Genomic DNA, 5,113 nt, shown 5'->3' with positions numbered 1-5,113 from the left:
TACTACAGGATAAACATAACAACACTTGTCGTAAAATTTTTTTATTTCAACCATAAATGTCCTTTAATTTTTATACTTGAGTCCAGTCTAAAAAAAGTGAGCGCCTTGTGCATAAAAATTGGCTTTTTAAACCGGACCCCTACTTTCTTTCAAACTATCCTTTTAATAAATTCGGGGCAAATATAGTCAAATATTAGACGCTTAAAGCGCACCTTGAACCAAAATGTTGTTCAAACTTAGTCTAAACATTGGCTTCTTCCGCGAAGCGCTTTTTTCATGCTTGTTCTGTAAAAAAATTAAAATTTAAATTTTCAATATGTGATTACTTCTTTTATGAATATTGATATAAAAGAGTTGGAAATAATTGATGAAAACCATATTTTTATATCTTAAACCTTACAAGAGGACATTTCGCATGGCAGCAGTCTTGTTCTGCTTTTACTGTATCAAAATCTGATGTTGACAGGGTTTGCAAATACATTTTGAATCAACCCCAACATCACAAGGCTGTAACTTTTGCAGATGAATATGCATTGTTTATAAAACATTACCAGCAAACAATAGGAAGGGAATAAGGATGGTGTGGGAGGATCCCTGAATCACACCCATGACCTAAATAAATTAGTCAATGTTCAATGATTGGGTTCATCTAAAAAAGGAATAAGGTAATAAGGTTGGTGCGGGGATAGGATAGGGACCCTTTATGCTACTAAGGTTCAATATAGTACAAATAAGGTTTTTAAAGAGCAATGCGGCTAAATATAATTGCCCGATAGAAATAGAGGTTTCTTTTAATGACTTCATCACAGTAAGAATTCTCCTATATTTAAAAGGCATTAATAAAAACCTTATCCCGTGTATCTTAAACCTTAGTAGCCCTGAATCACACCCATAACCTGAACCTTATTACCTTATTAACGCAATTTTTCCTGATTGGGATGATCGATAGAAAATAAGGTAATAAGTTGAGAGGAATTAGACGCTTAAAGTGCAACTTGAACCAACATGTTGTTCAAACTTTATCTTAACATGGGTTTCTTCAGCGAAGCGCTTTTTTTCAGGCTTGTCCTGTAAAATAGTACCTTACCGGGCAAGTTTTGCCAAAAAAGCAAGAATGTGAACGGTAAGGTACTGTTAATTGTTTCTCCCATTATCTTTCATCAGATATTCAATGGCTTTAATGGTTTTGGGAGCTTTACCGGACAGTATTTCGTTGCCTTCCTCTGTGATGAGTATATCATCTTCAATGCGAATTCCTATTCCTTTATACTTCTCATATACTGGCTTTACCTTTCGGATGAAACTTTTGATGTCACTTTGCGGTACTTCATCATCCAGAAGCAAGTTGAGTTTTTCCAGCCTGTCTTCCTGCAGATATATGCCCGGTTCAATCGTCAGTACCATACCCGGTTGTAGGATTCGGCCCTCCACCTGTTTGTTTACCATCTCGCCACGGTTGTCGTGAATATTATTTTCACCGTAATATCCAACGTCGTGAACATCCAATCCCAGCCAATGGTTAATGGGGTAAAGCGTATATAGCTTCCGCTGCCATTCGCTGGTGGGGTCAGTTACCAGACCCAGCTCATGCAGCCCGTTGATTATGATGTCTGTTGCTTTATGATGGGCAAGGTAAAGCCCCTTGCCGGGAACGAGCTCTTTTGAAGCTTCCTGTAAAGCTTTTAATACCAGCCGGTAAATATCCTTTTGTTCCCGGGAAAACGTTCCGTTAGCCGGGATGGTTCGGGTCACATCTGCGGTGTACATTTTGTATTCGGCGCCTATGTCCATCAAAAGCAGATCACCTTCCCGTATCTTCCTGTTATTCTTATTGTAATGAAGTATGGTGGCATTGCTTCCAGAAGCTATAATAGATGGAAACCCCGGACCGGAAGCACCGTTCTTCCTGAAGACATATTCTACCAATGCCTCGGCTTCGTATTCAAACATTCCGGGGTGAACTGCCTTCATAGCCTCCACATGTGCCTGTTCGGTAGTATTTACTGCCTTTTTCAATTGCCTGATTTCATAAGAATCTTTATAAAGCCTCATCTCATGGATGATGTTATTAACATTCTTTATTGCATCTATATCAGCGAGATTCCCGGATGCTCTCAAACCATCCATAACCTCCAATAACGTTTCATCTTCGGGATCCATAATCAGCACATCGTGATGCTGCATTTGCTGTCTCAAAAACCCTTCAAACATTTCCACAGGGTAGGCCGTATCCGCGTTAAAAGTCTCCATGGCATCCTGAAGCCCGTATTGCTGAACAGTATAAACATTGTCTGCCTGATCTTTAGATGGAAGGAACATGACAAACTCATGTTCCTCACCAGGCTGAATGATAAAAGCCGAATGCGGCTGTTTGAATCCGGTAAGATAATAAAAACTGCTCCTCTGGCGGTAAGGATAATTCACACTCCCGTTCCTTTTCTTTACAGGGGCACTCATCATTATTGCCATACCATCTCCTATCTCTTCCATCAGTTGCTCCCTCCTCTTTTGATTCATATGGTAGCTCTTTTCCTCCTGAGCCCTTAAATTGCCGGAATCAATAACCCACACGCAGAACAGGATGATCAGTACCGGAATAATTCGAATGTGCTTCATAATGAACTAATGTTAAATTATATGCAAGATTTTTCTCCGCTCTATTGGTTTCAAAAATATGGGTTTTCTATAAAATTATTATATTGCAATGTCAACATTTAGCATGTTTTTCTACAAGCCGATATAAATCAGCTTTATGTACAACAATTTAGGAATCTATAATATTCAAAAATTATGATTAACAAAAAATTAAAAATAGGCCTGCATTATTTTCTTTTTGCAATATTCTTTCTTGTGATCATAACCGGTTGCAAAGAGAGCCAAAAAAACATCGAGCCTTTTGGTGAAGATATTGAGCAACATATTGAGACTTTATCATCCGATGAATTTGAAGGCCGTGCACCTGCAACTCCCGGTGGCAGGAAAACAGTTGAATACATTGAAACGGAATTTGAGGATATTGGCCTAAGTCCGGCTGTAAATGGCAGCTACCGGCAAGCCGTCCCATTATTGGAAATAACAGGAAGGGATTTTTCCGATTTGACAATCTCATCTGAAAATCAAAACATTCATTCTTTCAGCTATGCTAATGAAATGGTTATAGGCACAAATCGCCGTAAAGAGAATATATCCATTGAAGACAGTGAAATTGTCTTTGCAGGATATGGCATAGTTGCGCCCGAATATGGATGGAATGATTACGAAGGTATTGATGTGGAAGGTAAGACGGTGGTGGTACTTGTTAATGACCCGGGTTTTGCAACCAAAGATGAAGAAATGTTCACGGGAGAGGCTATGACTTATTATGGGCGGTGGACCTATAAATTTGAAGAGGCTGCCAGGCAAGGTGCTGCTGCAGCTTTAATCATTCACCAGGATGAGCCTGCAGGTTACGGATGGGGTGTGGTGAGGAATTCATGGTCGGGCACACAATACAGAATTGCCGGTAATAACGATTCGGATTTTCTTAAAGCCGAAGGCTGGATACAACTGGATGTAGCAGAAAAAATTTTCTCAGAAAGCGGCACAAGTCTGGAAATCGCCATGCAAAAAGCAAGACAACCGGATTTTACACCAGAGCAGCTTGATCTTAGCGCATCTTTGAGTTTCAATAACGATTGTGAAGAAACTGAGTCGCATAATGTAATCGGTTACATTGAAGGCAGTGAATATCCTGATGAATCTGTCGTATACATGGCACACTGGGATCATCTTGGAAAAGTGGAGAAGAACGATGAAGTTTTCATCTATAATGGTGCTGTTGATAATGCAACCGGTGTTTCAGGGCTCATTGCTATGGCCAGGCGGTTTGCCGGTCGTCAGGAGCCACCGGAGCGCTCTGTGGTATTTATTGCTGTAACGGCTGAAGAGTCGGGTCTCATTGGCTCACAATATTATGCAGAAAATCCTTTGTTTCCGGTAGAACAAACAGTAGCGGGCATCAATATGGACGCACTAAACGTATATGGGCCCACCAATGATGTTGAAGTTATAGGCTACGGTTATTCCGGGCTCGATGATTATCTTAAACGCCATGCCGCTGAGCAGGGCCGCAGCTTAAAACCCAACACCGAACCGGAGAAAGGATACTATTTCCGTTCTGATCATTTTAATATGGTCAAAAAAGGAGTACCGATGATTTACGCATCAGCGGGCAGCGATTATATCGGAAAAGATAAAGCGTATGCCGAAAAGGTCAGGGAAGATATGAGCAAACGATATCATCAGCCCTCTGATACCATACATGACATGTGGGATTATGATGGAATACACCAGGACCTCTGGCTGTATTACAATATCGGAAATGAACTGACCAATAATGATGATTTTCCCAACTGGCGAAGGGAGGGTGAATTTAAAAATATACGGCAACAATCCACGGATAAAAGACGTAACTAACGATCAGTTTCCCCGGGTTACATATATCAGACATCCAGTTTGAACCTCGTCTGGCTGTAAAATATGATTTTTCCTACCGTTTCTCTTATGAGAATAGCACCTGCCTTTAAGGTTTAGTTGTTTTTATCCATTAACAAACACCCACGTTAACGCGGGTGCTAATCTCATCAACTGTTGTTACTAAACCTGTGTCATATAATTAGAGTCTGTCTATAATATCCCCTGGCTGCGTTACGCTCGTTTTTCATGCCAGTCGATTACATCAAGTAAACTCCTGTCATTCAAAACTCGCAAGCCTTGCCAGCGAACATTCTAGACGAGACTCTTTCAAATCTATTTGACTTTATGGACAAACACGAATTAGCATTATAAAGAAAATCACGGGTAACGATTGGATACCCCATTAATTTAAAATTGAAGCATTAATGCATATACTTTTTGCTTATTGTTTACTCAAAGAATAGAACTTGATTCCATACAACGGAAAATCAAAACAAAAAAGCATTTAGATTGTAAATAAAAGGGGGGAATTGCTGAACAAAAGAGAAACAATGGAAAAATATTCCTTAAAAAATATTGATTGCGCCTCTTGTGCTGCCAAAATTGAAAGCAACGTCAAAAAGATGGACGAAGTGAAATTTGTTGCTGTGATCTCCCT

3 protein-coding genes are annotated in these 5,113 nt (G+C 39.9%); 2 read left to right on the top strand and 1 reads right to left on the bottom strand.

Annotation, left to right across the window (positions count from 1 at the left end; genetic code table 11):
* Window positions 1–1,134: 1,134 nt before the first annotated feature.
* Complete coding sequence (locus KGY70_16665) at window positions 1,135–2,616, bottom strand: aminopeptidase P N-terminal domain-containing protein (GenBank protein ID MBS3776833.1); 1,482 nt, start codon at window positions 2,614–2,616, stop codon at window positions 1,135–1,137.
* A 174-nt stretch (window positions 2,617–2,790) separates the two neighbouring features.
* Between KGY70_16665 and KGY70_16660 the strand changes: the two genes are divergently transcribed.
* Entirely contained in the window at window positions 2,791–4,455 is a 1,665-nt protein-coding gene (locus KGY70_16660; GenBank protein ID MBS3776832.1) for a M20/M25/M40 family metallo-hydrolase, read from the top strand.
* A gap of 551 nt (window positions 4,456–5,006) precedes the next feature.
* On the top strand, window positions 5,007–5,113 hold a 107-nt coding region (locus tag KGY70_16655; GenBank protein MBS3776831.1), incomplete at its 3' end, for a cation transporter.

The organism is Bacteroidales bacterium (assembly GCA_018334875.1).
GTDB lineage: Bacteria > Bacteroidota > Bacteroidia > Bacteroidales > UBA12077 > JAGXLC01.
Note: the sequence above shows the minus strand (reverse complement) of the source record. Positions and strands in the feature narration are given on the sequence as shown.